Genomic DNA, 19,843 nt, shown 5'->3' on the forward strand with positions numbered 1-19,843 from the left:
TGTCGGGCTCGATGTAGAGCAGCGCCGTTTGCGCATAGTTGGTCTGACTGCCGACCGCCTGGGCGTGGGCCGCCGCGGCGCCGGCCCCGGCGGCTCCCGCTCCTGTTCCGGTTCCCGAAGCCCCGGCGCCTGCCCCGATTCCGGTCGCGCCGGCTCCCGCGCCGCCACCTCCGGTGGCGCCCGTTCCGGTGCCGATCCCGCTGCCGATCCCAGGCATCGGTGGACCGATCATCGGTGGGCCGCCCGGTGGCGGCTTCGGCGGTGGTCATGGCGGCGGAGACGAAGGTCACGGCGGCGGTGGCGGCGGGTTCCCCGGCATTCCGGGCTTCGGCGGCGGCCACGGCGGTTTCGGCGGTGGCCACGGTGGGTTCGGCCGGCACTAATCGGTTCGGGGCCAGCTGTCACCTGCCGTTTGCCTTCCGCTTAGGGAGGCGATGCAGTTAGCTCATCGCGACGACGTATACCGGTTACATGCGATGCACCGTCTTCGGCACCGGCTACCTGGGTGCCACCCACGCGGTCGGAATGGCGGAACTGGGACACGAGGTGGTCGGGGTCGACATCGACCCGGGCAAGGTCGCCAAGCTCGCCGGCGGTGACATTCCCTTCTATGAACCCGGCCTGCGCAAGCTGCTGACGAAGAACCTGGCAACGGGCCGCCTGCGGTTCACCACCGACTACGACATGGCGGCCGAATTCGCCGACGTGCATTTCCTCGGGGTGGGCACGCCACAGAAGAAGGGCGAGTACGGCGCCGATCTGCGCCACGTCTACGCCGTGATCGACGCCCTGGTGCCGCGGCTGACGAGATCGTCGGTGCTCGTGGGGAAATCGACCGTTCCGGTGGGAACCGCCGCCGAGCTGAACCACCGGGCGGCAGCGTTGGCGCCGCGCGGGGTCGACGTCGAGATCGCCTGGAACCCTGAGTTCCTGCGTGAGGGCTACGCGGTGCACGACACCCTGCATCCGGACCGCATCGTCCTAGGGGTCCAACAGGATTCGACGTGGGCCGAGGCGGCGGTCCGCGAACTCTACGGCCCCCTGCTTGCCGAGGGCGTGCCGTTCCTGGTGACGGACCTGCAGACCGCGGAGCTGGTCAAGGTTTCCGCCAACGCCTTTCTGGCGACGAAGATTTCGTTCATCAACGCCATCTCCGAGGTGTGCGAGGCCGCGGGCGCAGACGTCAGCGTGCTGGCCGACGCGCTCGGCTACGACCCCCGCATCGGCCGCCAATTCCTCAACGCCGGTTTGGGCTTCGGCGGTGGCTGCCTGCCCAAGGACATCCGTGCCTTCATGGCCCGCGCCGGCGAACTGGGCGCCGACCAGGCGCTGACCTTCCTGCGTGAGGTCGACAGCATCAACATGCGCCGGCGCAGCCGGATGGTGGAGCTCGCCAGCGCGGCCTGCGGCGGGTCGCTGCTGGGCGCCAATATCGCCGTGCTCGGTGCGGCGTTCAAACCCGAATCCGACGATGTGCGCGACTCGCCGGCGCTCAACGTCGCTGGTCAGCTGCAGCTCAACGGCGCCGCGGTCAACGTGTACGACCCCAAGGCGCTCGACAACGCGCAGCGGCTGTTCCCGACGCTGAACTACGCGGTTTCGGTTGAGGAGGCGTGTGATCGCGCGGACGCGGTGCTCGTTCTGACCGAATGGCGCCAATTCATCGACCTCGACCCCGGCGACCTGGCCGACCGCGTGCGGGCCCGGGTCATCGTCGACGGCCGCAACTGCCTCGATGCCGCCCGCTGGAAGCAAGCGGGCTGGCGGCTGTTCCGGCTGGGGGCGCCGCGGCCCTAGCCGGCCGCTAGCCAGCGCTCGAAGGCGGGGCGGAATCGTGCGTCGGCTCGCATTCCGCCATCCGTCGCAGCTCCTGAGCCATGGCGCGATCTTCTTGCGCGAACTGGCGGTGCACAGCCGCGTGTTCCCGGTATTCGTCCCTGCGCCATAGACCGCAATAGGGACGAAGTCCTCTGCCCATTGAGCCCTTGGTCGTTTGGCGCCGGCGAGTAGCCTGACCCGCGTGGATTATGCCGGTGCATTCCTGGAAGAAAACCGCGCATTTTCGGAGCTTTTCCGGGATGCGGACCAGTCCACGCCCGTGCCGACCTGCCCGGGGTGGGACCTGAATCAGCTGCTGCGCCACGTCGGCCGTGGCGACCGCTGGGCGGCGCAGATCGTGCGGGAGCGACTGCAGGAGTTTCTCGACTTCCGGTCCGTCGAGGGCGGCAAGCCGCCACCCGATCCGGCCGACGCCATCTCCTGGTTGCACGGCGGCGCGCAGCGGCTGGTCGACGCCGTCGAGCTGACGGGTGTGGAAACGCCGGTGTGGACCTTTCTCGGCCTCCGCCCGGCGAACTGGTGGATCCGCCGCCGCTTGCACGAGGTGGCGGTGCATCGGGCCGACGCGGCCATCGCGCTGGGCGCCGAATTCGCGCTGGATGCCGGCCTGGCCGCCGATGCGATCACCGAATGGCTCGAGCGCATCGCGATCCAGGCCGGCGGCGAAGGGGCGGCACTCCCGCTCGAGGGCGGAAACACCCTGCACCTGCACGCCACCGACCCTGGTCTGGGCGAAGCCGGCGAGTGGACTATCGGTGTCGACGACGGCCGGATCGCCTGGTCGCACGAGCACGGCAAGGGCACGGCGGCGTTGCGGGGCGGCGCGACCGAGCTGCTGCTGGCCATCCTGCGCCGGGTGCCGCTCGCCGACACGGGCATTCAGTTGTTCGGCGACGAGGCGGTGTGGCAGAACTGGCTGGACCGTACCCCGCTCTAGCCACGGCGGCTGGGCGCACACGGTAACTTGCAACCCATGACCACTTCGGAGATCGCCACCGTCCTGGCATGGCACGACGCGCTCAACTCGGCCGACCTGGAAACCCTGCTCGCGTTGTCCAGCGACGACATCGAGATCGGCGACGCGCACGGGGCCGCGCAGGGGCACGAGGCGCTGCGTGGGTGGGCCGCCTCCCGCCACGCGACGGCCGAACTCGGCCGGATGTACGTGCACGACGGGGTCGTGGTCGTCGAACAGAAGGTCAGCGCCCCGGACAATCCCGGGGCCGTGACAACCGCCGCGTCGGCATTCCGCGTGGTCCACGACCACGTGACGTCCGTGTTCCGGCACGACGACCTGGCGTCGGCGCTGGCGGCGACCGAACTCACCGAAAACGACCTCGTCAACTAAGCGCGGAACAGGGAGTCATTCATGCGCGGGATCATCTTGGCCGGCGGCTCGGGCACTCGCCTGCATCCGATCACCGTCGGCATCAGCAAGCAGTTGCTTCCGGTGTACGACAAACCGATGGTCTACTACCCGCTGTCCACCCTGATGATGGCCGGGATCCAGGACATTCTGGTGATCACCACCCCGCACGATGCGGCGGGCTTTCAGCGGCTTCTAAGCGACGGCTCACAGTTCGGGATCAACATCAGCTACGTGACGCAGCAAAGCCCCGACGGTCTGGCCCAGGCCTTCGTGCTGGGCGCCGACCACATCGGCAACGACTCGGTGTCGTTGGTGTTGGGCGACAACATCTTCTACGGCCCGGGGCTGGGCACCAGCCTGAGCCGTTTCCAAAACATAAGCGGCGGGGCCGTTTTCGCCTACTGGGTGGCCAACCCATCGGAGTACGGCGTCGTCGAGTTCAGCGACGACGGCACAGCGCTGTCGCTGGAGGAGAAACCCAAGACGCCGAAGTCCAATTACGCGGTGCCGGGCTTGTATTTCTACGACAACGACGTGATCGAGATTGCCAAAGGCTTGAAGAAATCGGCGCGCGGTGAATACGAGATCACCGAGGTCAACCAGATCTATCTCAACCGGGGCCAGCTCTCGGTCGAGGTGATGGCCCGCGGGACGGCGTGGCTCGACACCGGCACGTTCGACTCCCTGCTGGACGCCAGCGATTTCGTGCGCACGCTGGAACGGCGGCAGGGCCTGAAGGTCAGCGTCCCCGAGGAAGTGGCGTGGCAGCGGGGCTGGATCACCGACGAGCAGTTGGCCGAGCGCGCCCACACGCTGCTCAAGTCCGGATACGGCGGCTATCTGCTGGATCTGTTGGAGCGGAGCCGGTTTCACTAGGCTTCGCCAGCGCCGCGGCGATCGCCGTCGTCAGCGGCACCGACAGCGCCAGTGCGATGCCGCCCACCGCCGACCGCGCGATCTCGATGGCCACACTTTCGCTGGTCAGCACGTCGGTCAACGAGCGGTTGGCCACGCTGAACAGCAGCAGTAGCGGCAGCGAGCTGCCCGCGTAGGCGAGCACCAGCGTGTACACCGTGCTGGCGATGTGGTCGCGGCCAACTCGGATGGCGCCCAGGAAGATCGCGCGCCGCGAGCCACCGAGGTGGGCGAGCTCGAACACCGTCGATGCCTGCGTCACCGTCACATCGTTGAGCACGCCCAGCGACCCGATGATGAAGCCGGCGAGCAGCAGGCCGCTGATCGACACGTTGCCCAAATACGCGCTGACGGTGGCGTTCTGGTCATCGGACAACCCGGTCAAATGGGCCACTTGTATTGCCGCCCAAGATAATCCCGCCGCAACCAACAGCGAAGTCAGGGTGCCCAGCAGCGCGGCGCTGGTGCGCAGGCTCACGCCGTGCGCCAGATAGATGACCGCGTAGAGGATGGCCGCCGCGGCCACCAGGGCCACCGGAACCGCGGGCGCGCCGTCGCGCAACGCAGGCAGCAAGAACGCCACCAGGACCACGAACGCGACCCCGATGCCCACCAGCGCCAGCAGTCCCCGCCAGCGTGCCACGGCGACGATCACCGCCGCGAATGCGACGGCCAGCGCGACCAACGACCAGCCACGTTCGAAGTCGTAGAACGCGTAGCTGGTGGCGCCCTGATCGTCGACCTGCCGGACGAGCCGAATGTGGTCTCCCACCGCGAATTTCGGCTGGCCCGGACCGGGGGAGGATTCCAGCAACGTGTTGGCGCCCGCATTGGGCCCGGAATCGATGGCCACCTGGGTCAGCACGCACCGCCCCGCGCCCGGCGGCGCCGGCTGCGGCGCGGTGGTGAGCACCTGGCTGACCGACGGGCTGCCGCAGTCACCCACGCCGCTGGACAGCACGTGTCCGGCCTGCGTGCTCACGGCGCCGCCGGCCGCATTCTGGAAGGGCATCGGGATGGCGACGTGCTGCCGGCTGGGCCACAGCGCGATGGCGCCACCCAGGACCGCCACCCCGATCGCCACCAGCAGCCCGACGACGATCCTGGCGGGCAGCGACTCAACCGGGGCCGGCCCGGACAGGCTGTGTGAATGCGAGTGCGAGTGCGTCACGCGGTCCACCGTAGAGGCGCCGGCTGCGAAGTTCCTTACTGGCGATAGCTGACCAGGAAGTTGCCCAGCCGCTCGATCGCCGCCGCCAGGTCGCGGGCCCACGGCAGCGTCACGATGCGCAGGTGATCCGGTGCCGGCCAATTGAATCCGGTGCCCTGCGTGACGAGGATCTTCTCCTGCAGCAGCAGGTCGAGGACGAGCTGTTCGTCGTCGGTGATGTCGTAGACCTCGGGGTCCAGCCGGGGAAACGCGTACAGCGCGCCCTCGGGTTTGACGCAGGACACCCCGGGAATCTCGTTGAGCTTCTCCCAGGCGACGTCGCGCTGCTCGAGCAGGCGCCCGCCGGGCAGCACCAGGTCTTCGATGCTCTGGTGGCCACCGAGGGCCACCTGGATGCCGTGCTGGGCCGGGACGTTGGGGCACAGCCGCATGTTGGCCAGCAGGTTGATGCCCTCGATGAAGCTCTCGGCGTGGTCCTTGGGGCCGGTGATCGCCAGCCAGCCCGCGCGGTAGCCGGCCACCCGGTAGGCCTTGGAGAGCCCGTTGAACGTGAGGCACAACATGTCGTGGGCCAGCGACGCCACGTTGATGTGCTTGGCGTCGTCGTAGAGGATCTTGTCGTAGATCTCGTCGGCGAGCAGCAGCAGTTCGTGCTTGCGCGCCAATTCCACCATCTGGGTGAGGACCTCGCGGCTGTAGACCGCGCCGGTCGGGTTGTTGGGGTTGATGATGACCAGCGCCTTGGTGCGCTCGGTGATCTTGGACTCCAGGTCGGCGATGTCGGGCTGCCACGCCTGCGTCTCGTCGCACAGGTAGTGCACGGGCGTGCCGCCGGCCAGGGAGGTCGACGCCGTCCACAGCGGATAGTCGGGCGACGGGATCAACACCTCGTCGCCGTTGTCGAGCAGGGCCTGCAGCGTCATCGTGATCAGCTCGGAGCACCCGTTGCCCAGGTAGACGTCGTCGACGTCGAAGCGGGGGAAGCCCTCGACCAACTCGTAGCGGGTGACCACGGCCCGGCGTGCGGGCAGGATGCCCTGCGAGTCGGAGTAGCCCTGCGCGTAGGGCAGCGCCTGGATCATGTCGCGCATGATCACGTCGGGCGCCTCGAAGCCGAACGGCGCCGGGTTGCCGATGTTGAGCTTGAGGATGCGGTGCCCTTCGGCCTCCAGCCGCGCGGCATGCTGGTGCACCGGGCCGCGGATCTCGTACAGAACGCCCTGAAGCTTGGACGACTGCGCGAAGACACGCTGCCGGTGGTGCGCGGACGCGTTCAGGGGCAGCTGGTGAGTGGTCACGTCACCAATGGTGCCACTTCTGTCCACCGAAATTTGCTGTCAAGCCGCAAAATCCCAGGTCAGCGCTTGCCCGGCGGACGGGCCCCGCGCGCGATACCCAGCCCCTTCACCGGTGGACCGGACGGTGCGTCCGCGCCGTCGGTCTCCTTTGCCGGCTCCGCTTTCGGCGCCGGCTCCGGCTCGGCTTGTTCGGGCTGCGCCTCCGCCTTGGGTGCCTCGGCGGCCGGGGCGGCCTTCTTGGCGCCCGGTCGTTTTGCGCCGGCGGCGATGCCCAGGCCCTTGACCGGCGCCGCGGGCGCCTTCTCCTCGGCCGTGCCGTCGGCCGCCTCGGGCTCGGCTTGTTCGGGCTGAGGCTCGGCCTTGGGTGCCTCGGCGGCCGGGGCGGCCTTCTTGGCGCCCGGTCGCTTGGCGCCCGCTGCGATGCCCAACCCCTTGGCCGGGGCGGCGGGTGCCGCCGACTCCGCCGGCGCCTCCGTCTTGGCCTCGGCCTTGGCGGGCGCGGCCTTCTTGGCGCCGGGCTTCTTGGCGCCACCGGCGATGCCCAGCCCCTTGGCGGGCGCGGGCGCGGATGCCTCGGCTTTGCCGTCGGCGGCGGGCTCGGCCGCCTTCTTACCGGGCTTCTTGGCGCCGCCGGCGATGCCCAGCCCCTTGGCGGGCGCTGCGGGCGCGGCCTCGGACTTGGGGGCCGCCTCGGCGGGTGCCTCCTCGGTCTCCTTGGCCGGCGCCTCGACGGTGGCGGTGGCCTTGGGTGCCTGAGCCGCCCGCTTCTCCGCCTCCTTGGCGGCCGTGCCCTTCTGCGGCAGCGTCGCCTTGTTGTATTCGAGGGACCCGAGCAGCACCTGGGCGACGTCGAGCACCTCGACGCCGCTGCGGCCGGCCTCTTCCTGCCGGTCGTTGACGCCGTCGGTGACCATCACGCGGCAGAACGGGCAGCCGGTCGCGATCGTGGCCGCCCCGGTGGCCAGGGCCTCGTCGACGCGCTCGTGGTTGATCCGCTTGCCGATGTGCTCTTCCATCCACATCCGCGCGCCACCGGCACCGCAGCAGAAGCTGCGCTCGGCGTGCCGCGGCATCTCGGTGAGCGTCGCGCCCGCCGCCCCGATCAGCTCGCGCGGCGCCTCGTACACCTTGTTGTGCCGGCCCAGGTAGCACGGGTCGTGGTAGGTGATGTCCTGGGACACCGGCGTCACCGGCACCAGCTTGTTGTCGCGGATCAGCCGGTTCAGCAGCTGGGTGTGGTGCAACACCGAGTAGTTCGAGCCCAGTTGCCGGTATTCGCGGCCCAGGGTGTTGAAGCAGTGCGGGCAGGTGACGACGATCTTGCGGTCGACGGTCTCCACGCCCTCGAACACCCCGTCCAGGGTCTCGACGGCCTGCTGCGCCAGCTGCTGGAAGAGGAACTCGTTGCCGGAGCGACGCGCGGAGTCACCGTTGCAGGTTTCACCGGTGCCCAGCACCAGGTACTTCACCCCGGCGATGGCCAGCAGCTCCGCGACGGCCTTGGTGGTCTTCTTGGCCTTATCGTCGTAGGCGCCGGCGCAGCCGACCCAGAACAGGTACTCGAAGCCGTCGAAGCTGTCCACGTCCTCGCCGTACACGGGAACGTCGAAGTCCACCTCGTCGATCCAGTTGGTCCGGTCGGACGCGTTCTGGCCCCACGGGTTGGCCTTGGTCTCCAGGTTCTTGAACAGCACCGAAAGTTCCGAGGGGAATTCGGATTCCATCATCACCTGGTAGCGGCGCATGTCGATGATGTGGTCGACGTGTTCGATGTCCACCGGGCACTGCTCGACGCAGGCGCCGCAGGACACGCAGGACCACAGCACGTCGGGGTCGATGACGCCGCCCTGCTCGGCGGTGCCGACCAGCGGTCGGGTGGCCTGCTCCGGGCCGGAGCCCATGACGCGGCCGAAGCCCGACTCGGGGACGTGGTGCGCCTCGGCGTGCTTCTCGCCGGCCAGTTCCTCGCCGATCCCGCCCTCCGGCGTGTTCTCGGCGGGCGATTCCTTATCCCCGAGGATGTAGGGCGCCTTGGCCATCCAGTGGTCGCGCAGGTCCATGATGACGAGCTTGGGAGACAGCGGCTTGCCGGTGTTCCAGGCCGGGCATTGCGACTGGCAGCGACCGCATTCGGTGCAGGTGGCGAAGTCCAGCATGGCCTTCCAGCTGAAGTCCTCGATCTTGCCGCGGCCGAACTCGGCGTCATCGGGCGGGTTTTCGAAGTCGATCGGCTTGCCGTCGGCCTCGATCGGCAGCAGCGGACCCAACCCGTCGGGCAGCCGCTTGAAGATGACGTTGATCGGCGCCGTGAAGATGTGCAGGTGCTTGGAGTGCAGCACGATGATGAGGAAGGCCAGCATGACGGCGATGTGCAGGAGCAGGGCCGTCGTCTCGATGATCTCGTTGGCGGGCTGGCCGAGCGGGCGCAGGATCGCCCCGAAGAGCTGAGACAGGAAGGCGCCGTTGCCGTAGGGCAGCGTGCCGTTGTTGACCGCCGACCCGCGGACCAGCACGTAGGTCCAGATGACGTTGAAGATCATGAACAGCACCAGCCACGCGCCGCCGGTGTGAGAACCGTAGAACCGTGACGAGCGGCCGATTTCGCGCGGGCTGCGCATCAGCCGAATGATGGCGAACGTGGTGATGCCGAGGAAGACGGCGGTGGCGAAGAAGTCTTGCAGGAAGCCCAGCGCGTCCCAGCGCCCGATGATCGGGATGTGGAAGTTGTCCTGGAACAGCAGGCCGTAGGCCTCGATGTAGACCGTGAGCAGGATGAAGAAGCCCCACATGGTGAAGAAGTGGGCCAGGCCGGGGATCGACCACTTGAGCAGGCGGCGCTGCCCGAAGACCTCGGCGATCTCCGTCCAGATTCGCCGGCCGGGGTCGTCGGTGTGACCCGGCGCGGGCTTCCCGGACGTGACGAGCTTGAACAGCCACAGGACCCGTCGTCCGGCGAGCGCGGCCACGACCAGCGTCATGCCCATGCCCACGATGAGTCTGATCAGCATCTGCGTGGTCACAGAAGGTCTCCCCAATGCATGTTTGATTCAGCCTGCGAATTGTTTGCCTGCTTAGCCCTGCTCATAGTTACATCTCCGCAGCTTCCGCCGCGAGAAAGGCTGCCCTAACTTGGAGGTCCGCGGTGCCCGTGGCCTGCCGTATCAGCGGGCCCGTGTGACCCTCGTCGCCGGGACCGGCCGCGTCAGCCCCGCGGTACGAAGGGCGGCAGCAGCGGCCGGAACCGGGTCGTCGTCGGGGGTGCGGCTGTGGTGGTCGCTTGCGACGTCGTGGGCGGCGCGGTGGTCGTCGTCGGCGGGGGCGTGGTCGTCGTGGTGGTCGGCGGCGGCGTCGTGGTGGTGGTGGTCGTGGTCGGCGCCTCGGTCGTCGTGGTGGTCGGCGGCTGTTCGGACGACGACGACGGCGGCGGTGGCGGCGGCGGGAGGACCGTCTCGGTGGTGCTGCCGTTGGGCTCCGTGATGGTCACGGTTTGCGACGTTTGCGGCGGAGCCGGCGTGTTGGGCGGTGTGGTGTTGACCGGATGGGACTTGGGGCGGCCAAGGGTCAGGGCCAACACGATGGCTACCAGGATCGCCGCGGCCGCCCCCGCCACCAACAGGACCAGCGCGGTGCGTTTGTACCAGGGCAGTGGGCCCTCTTCGGCGGCGTAGCGATCGCCGGCTCCGTAGCCGGAATCCGTTGCCTCCCGGGAGTACTCGCCCGTGGCGTCGCGCCCGGTGTAGGGCACCGGCTCGTCGCCGTCGGCGTCCTGGGACCAGGCCAGGGCGCCGTCCACATCGGTGGCCTGGGCGGCCGCCGCGGCCTGGGTCATGTCGATGCCGGCGGTGCCGACCATCTCGGTCGGCGTCTCCACCACGGCGCCCATGGCGGTCGGGGCGCCGCCCGCCGCCTGCTGGTCACCGAGCACGGCCGCTCCGATGGCGGCGCTGACCGCGGGCTGCGGTGGGGTGTGCACCGGCACCTGGAAACGCTCCGACAGCCGCGCGGCGATCAGCGGGATGCCGGCGCCCCCGCCCACCGCCGCCACGGCAGCCAGCCTGTCCCTTGCAATCCCGTTGCGGCGCAACACTTCTTCGACGGTGCCCAGGAACCGGTCCAGCGGTTCGGCGATCAGCTGCTCCAGCTCGGCGCGCGACAGCTGCGCGTTCGCACCCGGAGCCATCGCGATCGAGGCCGTCGAAGCGGTCGACAGTTGTTCCTTGGCGCGCCGGCATTCGCCGAGCAGGCGGCTTTGCGAGCCGATCCGCACGGTGCTGCCCAGGTCGGCCATGGTGTCGTCAGAGGCCCGCAGGCGACCCAGGACGAGCTGATCGATCGCGTCGCCGGAGAAATCGGCCGATCGCGCCGTCGTGCCGACGCGGGTGAAGCCGGATCCGGCGTCCATCAGGGTGACGCTGGTGCCGCTGGCTCCGAAATCGCACAGCGCGACGACGCCGGCGGTCGGGAACCCCGGTCTGCCACGGAGCCCCGCGAGCGCGGCGGTGGCGTCGGACACGAGCACCGGCGCCACACCGCCGCGGGCAAGGTCCGGCTGGGCGAAGAATTCCTCACGCAACGCGGTGAACTGGGCGTCGGACCAGTACGCCGGCACGGCAATGGTGATCGGGGAGCCGTAGCCGACGGTGCGCGCCATGGCTTCGATCGCTTCGACCGTCAGCACCTCCCCGAGGTACTTCGTTCCATCGGCCGCCACCAGTGGGGACCGGTCGCCGACGCGCTCGACGAATCCGCGCAGCACCATCCCGTTTTCGGTCAGGTTCGGGTTCTCTTCCGGCAGGCCGACTTCGGTTGGCCGGCGTTCGAAGAGCGTCAATACCGCGCTGCGGACCACCGGCGGCCTGCCCGCGCGGGCAGCCACCAGGTTGGCCGCCCCAATCGACAGCCCGAGCGACTCGCTCATGCCCCGCACCCCACTTCCGATCGCCCGGTGGTCCTCACCATAGCGGCCGAGACGGTCAGCGCAGGCCGGGCGGGACCGTGATCGCCGTGGGCACCCCCGGAATCGTGATCACGGAGGGCACCTGCGGCAGGTGATGCTTGTGCGTCGGCTCCTGCTGGCTCGGCTGGCGCGTGGGCTGCTGCGTGGGCTGCTGGGCCGGCGCCTCGACCGCGCTGCTGGTGGTCGGCGTCGTGGTGGTGGTCGTCGGAGCGGTCGTAGCGGTGGTCGTCGTCGTGCTCGTGCTGCTGGTGCTCGGGGACGGGCTGGTGCCTTGCCCACCCTGCAGCAGCTCGGTGATGCCGTAGACGATCAGGGCGATCAGGATCGCGACGAAAACCAACCAGGCGATCAGCAGCGGGGGCTTGCGATACCACGGAGTGGGTTCGGCCTCCAGGTTGTCGAACGCCTCGGGCTGCTCGAACCCCTCCGGCGGGTTCGCGGGGGGTTCGCCGGTGGTCGGCGGCTCAGCGACGCCGTAGTCGGCATGCCGGGTCGCCTGGTCGTGGAAGTCGTCGGGTGGGCCGTTGCGTGCCACGGCACCGATGGTACTGACACCACCTGCCAGCCTCCTGAGCGCGCCTTCAGAACGTGTTGACGCTGCCCAGCGCGGCCCGCACGCGCCCCCGCGCCCGGTCGAGCCGGACAGCGGCCTCGGCTGCGTCGACGCCCGCGAGCAACGCGACGATCGCGGTCTTGGCATGACCGCCCGCGGCGGCCAGCGCGGCGGCCGCGGTCTCCTCGTCGGCGCCAGCCGCGTCGCGCACGATGCGCACCGCGCGCCGGCGCAGCTTCGCGTTGGTCGCGCGCACATCGACCATCCGCGGTCCGTACGCCTTGCCGAGCGCGATCATGACGCTCGTCGAGAGCGCGTTGAGCACGACCTTCTGCGCCGTGCCCGCGGTCAGCCGGGTGGACCCGGCGAGAACCTCAGGGCCGGTGAGCAATTCGATCACCACGTCGGCAGACGCCGCGCTGTTCGGATTGTTGACCATCGCGACCGTCAGCGCGCCCACCGCGCGCGCGTGCTCGAGCGCCCCGAGCACGTACGGCGTGCGGCCCGACGCCGTGATCCCGACGAGCGCGTCGGCGGCGGTCAGGTCGGCGAGATCGGTTGGCTCGAAGGTGTCTTCGGCGCCCTCGATCGCCTCGGTCAGCGCCGCCGGCCCTCCGGCGATGACACCGCGCACGAGGTCGGTGCCGAACGTTGGCGCACACTCGGCCGCGTCCAGCACACCGAGCCGCCCGGGCGTTCCGGCGCCGGCGTAGATCAGGCGGCCACCGTGCTCGAGCCGCGCGGCGATCGCCTCGGCCGCCGCCGCGATCCGCGGGACCGCCGCCGCCACTGCGGCGTGCGCCTCGCCCTCGGCGGTGACGAGCAGCGCGACGACCTCCCCGATGGGCCGCGCGTCGAGGTCATCCAGGCCGGGCCGCACGGCTTCGGTGGCGAGCGCGTCAAGTCCTTGCACGCCAATGGTTTTCGGTGCCGCCCCCACGCGGATCACGTGCGGCTCGTGGATCGCCCTTAGCCGCAGCGCCCCATCGAGCGCGTCGCCGGCGGCGGGGACGAGGTCGAGCTTCTCCCGCAGCGCCTGGTACCCGGCCAGGCCGCCGACCATCGCGACCGGTCCATCCCCGGCCGCGCGAGCGGTCGCGGCGAGCGCCTCGGCGGCCGCGCCGACGATCGCCAGCGCGGCGGCGTCGCCTTGCGCGGCGAGCACGTCGGGTGCGAAGGACGCGAGCGCGGCGGCATCAGTGAGCTGCGCGGGCCAGGTCTGCGGTGCGCCGAAGCGGGCGCGGGCGGCGTCGAGCAGCATGGTGGACGGGCCGCGGCCGTCGTGCGCGCGCAGCGCCGCGCGCAGCCCGGCGGCGCCGATCCACGCGCCGCCGCCCTCGTCGCCCAGCCAGGGGCCCCAGCCGTCGGCGCGCCGCCACCGACCATCCGCATCGATCGCGAGCGCCACGACGCCGGTGCCCGCGATCAGCACGACGCCCGGCTGTCCGTTCAGGGCGCCGGCGTGCGCGGTCACGGCGTCGCTGGTCACCGCGACGCGATCCGCCCGCAGCGAGGTCAGCAGCGCGTCGCCCAATGTGCGCGCCGCATCCGGGGCCGCCTCCGCCCCGGCGGCGCCGACGATCACCTCGTCGACCGCGCCGAGCTGGCGCGCGACATTCAGGATCGCCGCCTCCGCGGCCCGCACGCCGCCGGGCGCCGCGAGCCCCGGCGCGCCCGGCCCCTGCGCCCTACGGCCGCATGCCGAAGCCCGGCACGACGTCTTACCCAAATCGACGGCGAGGATCACCGCACCCATCCTTTATCGGCCCGGGCTGGGTGTCGACTGCCGGGCAAACTGGTGTGGTGGAGCCGGCGTTGCTGACCGTGGGGCACGGGACGGCCGACCGTGAGCGGCTGGCGGAGTTGCTCGCCGGCGCCGGGGTTGCGCTGGTGGTGGACGTGCGGCGATATCCGGCCAGTCGGACGAATCCGGACGTGCGGCGGGAGGCCCTGGAAAGCTGGCTGCCCCAACACGGCATCGACTACCGGTGGGAGCCGCGCCTGGGCGGGCGACGTCACGTCGCGGCCGGAGAACCTGAGCCGGACAGCTGGTGGACGGTGGCCGCGTTCCGGGCGTACGCCGCATACACCCGGACACCCGAGTTCGACGCGGCGCTGGACGAGCTCCTGGCCGACGCCGCCCGGCGCACCACGGCGGTGATGTGCAGCGAGAGCGTCTGGTGGCGCTGCCACCGGCGGCTGATCGCGGACGTCGCAGAGCTCGGTCGCGCGGTGCCGGTGCGACACCTCATGCCAGACGGCCGCCTCAGCCCACACCGCCCCGCCGACGGCGCTCGCCGCCGCCCCGACGGCCACTTGGTATGGGACGGCTGAGTTGGCCTTAATGGGTGTCCACACCCAGATCCGGCATCCACCAAAGCGTGGCTGGCCGGAGCTCAAGAGGTTTCCGGCGCAGGCGAGGCATCGAAACTGTACGTGGGGCGCGCTGATTCGATTTATCTCGCGGCAGAGGTCTGGTTGATCGCGGTGGGCACGGGTGCCCCTTCCTTGCGCAGGTTTCCTGGAAAGCACGGTGATGTCCCGATGATTGTCGGGGGCGAGCCGGGCGGGTAGGCGGCTTTGATTTGGACGACGTAACCGTCTGGGGCGTAACCGAACCTGTTGGGCTTCTCGAAGCCTTGTCGCTCAAGAACCTGCCAACCCCAGCGTTTCCAGATGCTTTCCACCTGGCCGAAGACGGCGTTGGGGTTTTCGCCCGCCGGAAGATTCAGATCGCCCCAGTAGGAGTAGTTGACCCGGGAGTTTGGGGCTTTCGGCTCGTCCTCGCAATAGGCGATTCCAGAACCGACACCGCTGTAACGGGTTCCGTCGACGTTGGTGCCGCCGGGCAGCGCGTCCACCGTCTGCTGAATGTAGCGAAGCACCGCATTTTGCGCTTCTTCTCGACTCGTAGGTGTTTTCGGCGAGGTAGCGGCTGGTGTCGATTCCATCGAACCTCCTGGGATTCCGGTTGCACCAGACGGGGGTGGAGACGCAGGTTGTTTCGAGGGCGCGGACGATCCCGAAGAGCATGCGGCGCAGAGTCCTGTTGTGAGCAGCAGAGCCAGTAGGCAAAGCACGCTACCGATTTTCGGTTTCATCATTTGGTCAGCCGTGAAGGTGGGCGGGGTGATACCGACTCTGCCTGCGGTACGGCCCTTGTCAAGCGCTGGGGTACTGGGTCGATTATGCAATGTGCCCAGCCCTGTCCGGGCGCTGCTTCGAAGGGGACGCTCCCAACCCGATGAAGTCGAAATTTGGGGGGCGCCGGTGATCGCGCGCTGTGGGAGGCGCGTAATCCGGCTTGGAATCGTCGAGCGCGGTGCTTTCGACGCGTCAGAACGTGTTGACCCTGTCGACGCTGACGAACATGCCGTGTCCGGTGCGGTCGTTGGTGAAACGGGTGCCGTCGGCGGTGGCGTTGATCGTCCAGCCGGCGGCGTTGTAGGTCTTGTAGTCGATCTGGACGGTCGGGATGGCGCCCAGGTTGCCGAGCACCCACTGGACCTTGCCGCCGGAGTCCACACTGACGCCGTTGGCGTGCTCGCCGTCCTGCATGGGGGAGTTGGTGAACGGCGCCTCGCAGCCGACGGTGGTCTTGTTGATCTGGCAGCGCGTGGTGCCCGACTTGGTTTCGATGAACACGTAACCGTTCTGGTCGGGCGGCAGCGGGATGGCGCCGGCCGGCGTGGTCGGGTTGGCCGGCGTCGTCGGCAGGCCGGGGGCCGGGCTGGCGGTGGGCGCCGGCGACGACGTGCTGGGCCTGGGGGTGGGGAACGTGGGCTCGACCGGCCCCGCGCCCGGCGCGGCGACGGGCCGGCCCGCGATGGTGGACGAACAGGCGTCGATCAGCACGGGACTGACCAGCACCGGCGCGATCAGCAAGGATCCACCGGCCAGGCTCCACCGAGCCCTTCGCGAAAACCGCACGCGCCACTCCCGATTATCAGCAATATCGGGAAATCAGATTACGCGCGAAGTGACGAAACCCCGGGTAACCGCGCACGTATCGATGCGGCCCCGATGGTGAAGCTTTACCGCTGTGTGACCGATTGCGTCTCGGCGGCGCGGCGGGCGGCCGCGACGATGCCCTGGTAGCCGGTGCACCGGCAGAAGTTGCCCGACAGGCCTTCCCGGATCTCATGGTCACTTGGGTCGGGGTTGTCGCGCAGCAGCGCGGTCAGCGACATCACGAAACCCGGGGTGCAGAAGCCGCATTGCAGCCCGTGGCACTCCCGCAGCGCCGACTGCACGGGCGACAGGGTGCCGTCCGGTGCGGCGATGCCTTCGACCGTGGTCACCTCGGACCCGTCGGCCTGCACCGCGAACATCAGGCAAGAGCGCACGGCCTCGCCGTCCAGCAGCACCGTGCACGCCCCGCACGCTCCGTGCTCGCAGCCCAGGTGGGTGCCGGTGAGCCCGCACTTTTCCCGTAGGAAGTCCGCCAGCGTCATCCGCGGTTCCACCGCGGCCGTGATCGGAGTTCCGTTGACGGACAGTTCGATTGGGTGTTCACGCATCGCTTGCCCCCAGGGCTTCGGCTATCGCTTGTGTCCACGCGCGGGTGGCCATGGTGGCACCGACCTTCAACCGGTAGGACGCCGACCCTTGCAGGTCGTTGGGAATGTCGTCGAGCCCGCTCATCGCGGCCTCGCCGATCTCCTCGGGGACCAGCTCGCCGACCGGCCTGCCCACAGCGGCGGCCTCGGCCGCCGTCGCGCGCCGGACGGTGGACCCCATGCCCAGCAGCCCGATCGCGCAGCGCGCCAACCGGTCGCGATCGTCGAGCTGGACGGCGACCAAGGCGCCGGCGATCGCGAAATCGCCGTGGCGGCGCGAGAATTCCTCGATGGCGAAGCCGGACCTGCCGTCCCACACGGGGAACCTCACCCCAGTGAGCACCTCGTCGGATTCCATGGTGGTCTCCCATACCCCGGCGAAGAAGTCGGCGGCCGCGATCTCGCGGCGCCCGCGCGGCGAGGCGACCTCCATCACCGCGTCCAGGGTCAGGGCGACCGCCGGGTATTCGCCGGCGGCGTCGGCGTGGGCGATCGACCCGCCGAGGGTGCCCCGGTTGCGGATCTGGAAATGCCCGACGAACGGCGTCACCCGGGTCAACAGCGGAACCGCTTGGCGCACTTGCTCATCGGCGCCGACGGTGGCCTCGGTGGTGCCCGCGCCGATCCACAGTTCCGCGCCCCGGCGCTCGATGCCCTGCAGCTCGGGCAGCCGGGAGATGTCGATCAGATGGTCGAAGTAGGCCAGTCGCATCGCCAGCATCGGCACCAGGCTCTGCCCGCCCGCCAGTATCTTCGCGTCGTCGCCCAACTCGGCCAGCAGGCCCACGGCGTCGTCGATGGTGTCGGGGCGGTGGTATTCGAACGCGGACGGTTTCACCGCTGCGCCTCCTCGAGGAGCGCGGCGATGGACGCCGGGCTGGCCGGCAGCCGCGTGACGGTCACGCCCAGCGGTGCCAGCGCGTCGTTGATGGCGTTGATCACCGCCGGGGTCGAGCCGATGGCCCCACCCTCGCCGGCGCCCTTGTAGCCGCCGGGCCCGGGCCCGGGAATCTCGACGTGGCCGAACTCGATGGGCGGCACCTCGGTGGCCGTCGGCAGCAGGTAGTCGACGAAAGTCGTTGCCAGCGGGTTGCCGTCGTCGTCGTAGACCATGTCCTCCATCAGGGCGCCGCCGATGCCCTGCACCGTTCCGCCAGCGATCTGGCCCTCGACGACCGACGGGTTGATCATCGGCCCGACGTCCTCGCTGACGATGTAGCGCAGGAGCGTCACCTTGCCGGTCGCCACGTCCACCTCGCAGGTGCAGGCGTGGGTCGCGTTGGACCAGTGGATGGGATTGGTCGAGTTGAACCGGGCGGTCGCCTCGAGATTGGCCGACATTCCCGGCGGCAGTTGCTGCGGCGAGTAGTACGCCACGTAAGCCAGCTCGCCGAACGACACCGACTTGTCCGGGGCACCGCGCACACTGGCCACCGAAAACGCAAGCTCCACTTCCGATTCCGCGACCTTGAGGTGGTGCGCGGCCAGCGCCACGATCTTCTCGCGCAGGATGGTCCCCGCCTCGCTGACCGCCCCCGCGGTCATCGGCGCGCTGCGGCTGCCCTGCGTGCCGGCCCCGTAGGGGGTGACGGCGGTGTCGCCCTGGATGGTGGCCACGTCGTCGATGTCGGCGCCGAGCGCGTCGGCGGTCAACTGGACGACGGTGGTCTCGATGCTGTTCCCGCTCGAGCCGCCGTTGACGTACACGTTGATCTTGCCGGTCGGCTCCATGCGGATGGTGGCGCCTTCGGTGGCCAGGTGGCCGGTCGCCGCGCCGGTCGGCTCGATGTAGGCCGAGAAGCCGAGGCCCAGGTAGCGGCCTCGCGCCAGCGCCTCGGCCTGCTCTTTGCGAAACCCTTCGTGGTCAAGGATTTTCACCGCCTGCTCGAAGGTCTCGATCGGGGCGACGTGGTCGTACGGCATGCCGTTGGGGTTGACGTACGGCATCTCGTCGCGTCGCAACAGGTTTCGGCGGCGCAGCTCCACCGGGTCGACGTTCATCCTGCGGGCGGCGATGTCGAGCAGGATCTCGCGCGCCAGCGTCTCGTACTGCCACGGTCCGCGGTAGGCGGCCAGGCCGCTGGTGTTGGAGAACACCGTCTTGTAGTTGAAGCTGGCCTTGGGCACGCGGTAGGGGCCTGGGAAGAACATCCCGATGGCGGCCGTGGTCAGCACCGGATACGGCGTCGGGTAGGCGCCGATGTCCTGGACGAAGTCGATGTCCGCGGCCGCGATGTTGCCCTCGGCGTCGAAGGCCATGCGGGCGGTGCCGTCGACGTGGCGGGCCTGCCCGGCCGACATCAGGTTCTCGCGCCGGTCCTCGATCCACTTCAGCGCCGCAGGCACCTTGCGCGCGGCCAGCATGATGCACATGTCCTCGCGCATCGGGACGACCTTCTGGCCGAAGCCGCCGCCGGTGTCGCGCATGATGACCCGAACACGTTGTGCCGCAATGCCCAACAGGCGCGCGCAGAACGCCCGCAGTTCGTGTGGGGTCTGGGTGGACGCCCACATTGTGAGTTCGCCTGTGGCGGCGGTCCATTCGACGACCAGGCCGCGGGTCTCGATCGGCACGGGCGCGTAGATCTGCTGATAGATGTGCTCTTTGACGACGCACGGCGCGTTGGCGAACAGCTCTTCGTCCGGCGGGGCGCCGCCCATCCCGCCGGCGACGTTGTTCGGATAGGCCTCGTGCACCAGCACGTCGGAGTCCTGGGCCCGGGTGAAGTCGCTGACCGCGGGCAGCGGGTGGAAGACGGCCGGCTGCTGACCGGCCGCGGCAGCTTCGTCGACGACATCTCGCGGCCGGGCATGTTGCACGCCTGCTTCGTGCGCAGCCCGTTCGCGCGGGCGCGCATCAACGGCATCGACGCCTCGGCCGCGCTGGCGCTGCCCGGCGTGCGCGCGGTGTTCACCGCCGACGACCTCAACCCGGACGTGAAAGAGGCTTGGCACGCGGTCGCCGGGAAGGACATGCCGGACACCCCGCGACCGCCGCTGGCCGAGGGCGAGGCCAAGTTCGTCGGCGACCCCGTCGCGCTCATCGTCGCCGAGAGCCGCTATGTCGCCGAGGACGCGCTGGAGCTCGTCGACGTGGACTACGAGCCGCTGCCCGCGGTCAGCGACTTCACCCGGGCCCAGGACTCCGACGTGCTGGTGCACGAGGCCTATCCGAACACCGA

At 69.7% G+C, this 19,843-nt stretch carries 16 protein-coding genes and 3 pseudogenes; 6 read left to right on the plus strand and 13 right to left on the minus strand.

Annotated elements, in window-relative coordinates; genetic code table 11:
- Positions 1-217, minus strand: a 217-nt coding sequence (locus tag A5697_RS28220) for a hypothetical protein (RefSeq protein WP_231971933.1), incomplete at its 3' end; no start/stop codon positions are given.
- A gap of 254 nt (positions 218-471) precedes the next feature.
- Here A5697_RS28220 and A5697_RS00940 point away from each other — a divergent pair.
- The 4 genes from A5697_RS00940 (at position 472) to rfbA (ending at position 4,084) form a co-directional block, all read left to right on the plus strand.
- Positions 472-1,797 (plus strand): UDP-glucose/GDP-mannose dehydrogenase family protein, encoded by a 1,326-nt coding sequence (locus A5697_RS00940; protein ID WP_067943601.1) that lies wholly within the window; start codon positions 472-474, stop codon positions 1,795-1,797.
- A 223-nt stretch (positions 1,798-2,020) separates the two neighbouring features.
- Positions 2,021-2,776 (plus strand): maleylpyruvate isomerase family mycothiol-dependent enzyme, encoded by a 756-nt coding sequence (locus tag A5697_RS00945; protein ID WP_067943607.1) that lies wholly within the window; start codon positions 2,021-2,023, stop codon positions 2,774-2,776.
- Between the two features lie 36 nt (positions 2,777-2,812).
- A complete protein-coding gene (locus tag A5697_RS00950) occupies positions 2,813-3,187 on the plus strand; it encodes a nuclear transport factor 2 family protein (protein ID WP_067943610.1) in 375 nt (124 codons plus the stop codon).
- Positions 3,188-3,208: 21 nt separating this feature from the next.
- A complete protein-coding gene (gene rfbA / locus A5697_RS00955) occupies positions 3,209-4,084 on the plus strand; it encodes a glucose-1-phosphate thymidylyltransferase RfbA (protein ID WP_068007173.1) in 876 nt (291 codons plus the stop codon).
- Here rfbA and A5697_RS00960 read toward each other — a convergent pair.
- From A5697_RS00960 to A5697_RS28680, 7 genes and pseudogenes are all read right to left on the minus strand, one after another.
- On the minus strand, positions 4,026-5,303 hold the full coding sequence (locus tag A5697_RS00960; RefSeq protein ID WP_068007175.1) for a YibE/F family protein: 1,278 nt from the start codon (positions 5,301-5,303) through the stop codon (positions 4,026-4,028). The genes rfbA and A5697_RS00960 overlap by 59 nt on opposite strands.
- A gap of 26 nt (positions 5,304-5,329) precedes the next feature.
- A complete protein-coding gene (locus A5697_RS00965; protein ID WP_067943616.1) occupies positions 5,330-6,619 on the minus strand; it encodes a pyridoxal phosphate-dependent aminotransferase in 1,290 nt (429 codons plus the stop codon).
- Between the two features lie 32 nt (positions 6,620-6,651).
- Positions 6,652-9,612, minus strand: a complete 2,961-nt coding sequence (locus A5697_RS00970) for a (Fe-S)-binding protein (RefSeq protein ID WP_068007178.1) — start codon at positions 9,610-9,612, stop codon at positions 6,652-6,654.
- A 182-nt stretch (positions 9,613-9,794) separates the two neighbouring features.
- Entirely contained in the window at positions 9,795-11,510 is a 1,716-nt protein-coding gene (locus tag A5697_RS00975) for an Hsp70 family protein (RefSeq protein ID WP_068007180.1), read from the minus strand.
- 55 nt (positions 11,511-11,565) lie between these two features.
- Positions 11,566-12,084 (minus strand): hypothetical protein, encoded by a 519-nt coding sequence (locus tag A5697_RS00980; protein ID WP_067943619.1) that lies wholly within the window; start codon positions 12,082-12,084, stop codon positions 11,566-11,568.
- Between the two features lie 46 nt (positions 12,085-12,130).
- Positions 12,131-13,015, minus strand: a complete 885-nt coding sequence (murQ, locus tag A5697_RS28675) for an N-acetylmuramic acid 6-phosphate etherase (protein ID WP_369806025.1) — start codon at positions 13,013-13,015, stop codon at positions 12,131-12,133.
- A 108-nt stretch (positions 13,016-13,123) separates the two neighbouring features.
- Positions 13,124-13,858 (minus strand): annotated as a pseudogene (locus A5697_RS28680) (BadF/BadG/BcrA/BcrD ATPase family protein); the annotation flags it as partial.
- A gap of 47 nt (positions 13,859-13,905) precedes the next feature.
- On the opposite strand from A5697_RS28680, the gene A5697_RS00990 reads away from it, so the two are divergent.
- Positions 13,906-14,436: a DUF488 family protein gene (locus tag A5697_RS00990; RefSeq protein WP_068007188.1), complete on the plus strand. Its 531-nt coding sequence runs from the start codon at positions 13,906-13,908 to the stop codon at positions 14,434-14,436.
- A gap of 122 nt (positions 14,437-14,558) precedes the next feature.
- Here the strand turns inward: A5697_RS00990 and A5697_RS00995 are convergent, their stop codons facing one another.
- The 5 genes and pseudogenes from A5697_RS00995 to A5697_RS01015 all read right to left on the minus strand — a co-directional run.
- Complete coding sequence (locus A5697_RS00995) at positions 14,559-14,987, minus strand: hypothetical protein (RefSeq protein ID WP_082953180.1); 429 nt, start codon at positions 14,985-14,987, stop codon at positions 14,559-14,561.
- Positions 14,988-15,438: 451 nt separating this feature from the next.
- Positions 15,439-16,002, minus strand: coding sequence for a hypothetical protein (locus A5697_RS01000; protein ID WP_369806026.1), 564 nt, complete (start codon positions 16,000-16,002; stop codon positions 15,439-15,441).
- 134 nt (positions 16,003-16,136) lie between these two features.
- Entirely contained in the window at positions 16,137-16,622 is a 486-nt protein-coding gene (locus A5697_RS01005; protein ID WP_067950271.1) for a (2Fe-2S)-binding protein, read from the minus strand.
- On the minus strand, positions 16,615-17,499 hold the full coding sequence (locus A5697_RS01010) for a xanthine dehydrogenase family protein subunit M (protein ID WP_067950272.1): 885 nt from the start codon (positions 17,497-17,499) through the stop codon (positions 16,615-16,617). Before A5697_RS01010 ends, A5697_RS01005 begins: the two co-directional genes overlap by 8 nt.
- Positions 17,496-19,415: pseudogene (locus A5697_RS01015) on the minus strand (xanthine dehydrogenase family protein molybdopterin-binding subunit); the annotation flags it as partial. The pseudogene A5697_RS01015 and the gene A5697_RS01010, both read right to left, overlap by 4 nt.
- 57 nt (positions 19,416-19,472) lie before the next feature.
- Here A5697_RS01015 and A5697_RS01020 point away from each other — a divergent pair.
- Positions 19,473-19,843, plus strand: a pseudogene (locus tag A5697_RS01020) (xanthine dehydrogenase family protein molybdopterin-binding subunit); the annotation flags it as partial.

Source organism: Mycobacterium sp. E3251, assembly GCF_001666835.1.
In the GTDB taxonomy this organism is placed as follows: Bacteria; Actinomycetota; Actinomycetes; order Mycobacteriales; family Mycobacteriaceae; genus Mycobacterium.

Bases quoted from the DNA above. Each gene is read 5' to 3' on its own strand.
- A5697_RS00975 (WP_068007180.1), bottom strand. From the start codon at position 11,510: ATGAGCGAGTCGCTCGGGCTGTCGATTGGGGCGGCCAACCTGGTGGCT.
- rfbA (WP_068007173.1), top strand. From the start codon at position 3,209: ATGCGCGGGATCATCTTGGCCGGCGGCTCGGGCACTCGCCTGCATCCG.
- A5697_RS01005 (WP_067950271.1), bottom strand. From the start codon at position 16,622: ATGCGTGAACACCCAATCGAACTGTCCGTCAACGGAACTCCGATCACG.
- A5697_RS00950 (WP_067943610.1), top strand. From the start codon at position 2,813: ATGACCACTTCGGAGATCGCCACCGTCCTGGCATGGCACGACGCGCTC.
- A5697_RS00940 (WP_067943601.1), top strand. From the start codon at position 472: ATGCGATGCACCGTCTTCGGCACCGGCTACCTGGGTGCCACCCACGCG.